The 270-nt window shown below is 57.8% G+C and carries 1 protein-coding gene; it reads left to right on the top strand.

Annotated elements, in window-relative coordinates:
- The coding region (locus tag ACNQ0T_RS24290; protein ID WP_417930505.1) for an RHS domain-containing protein at positions 1-270 on the top strand (270 nt) is incomplete at both ends.

Genomic DNA, 270 nt, shown 5'->3' with positions numbered 1-270 from the left:
GTGCGGGCTGACGGTGGAGCAACTGGCCAGACAGGTGGAGCCGGAATACACACCGGCGCGAAAAGCTCATCTTTATCACTGCGACCACCGGGGACTGCCGCTGGCGCTTATCAGCGAAGACGGCAATACGGCGTGGAGCGCGGAATATGATGAATGGGGCAACCAGCTTAATGAGGAGAACCCGCATCATGTGTATCAGCCGTACCGTCTGCCAGGGCAGCAGCATGATGAGGAATCAGGGCTGTACTATAACCGTCACCGGTACTACGA

Source organism: Enterobacter cloacae complex sp.6700776 (genome assembly GCF_048284255.1).
Taxonomy (GTDB): domain Bacteria; phylum Pseudomonadota; class Gammaproteobacteria; order Enterobacterales; family Enterobacteriaceae; genus Enterobacter; species Enterobacter intestinihominis.
The sequence above is the reverse complement of the archived record's forward strand: the minus strand, read 5'-3'. Positions and strand labels throughout refer to the sequence as shown.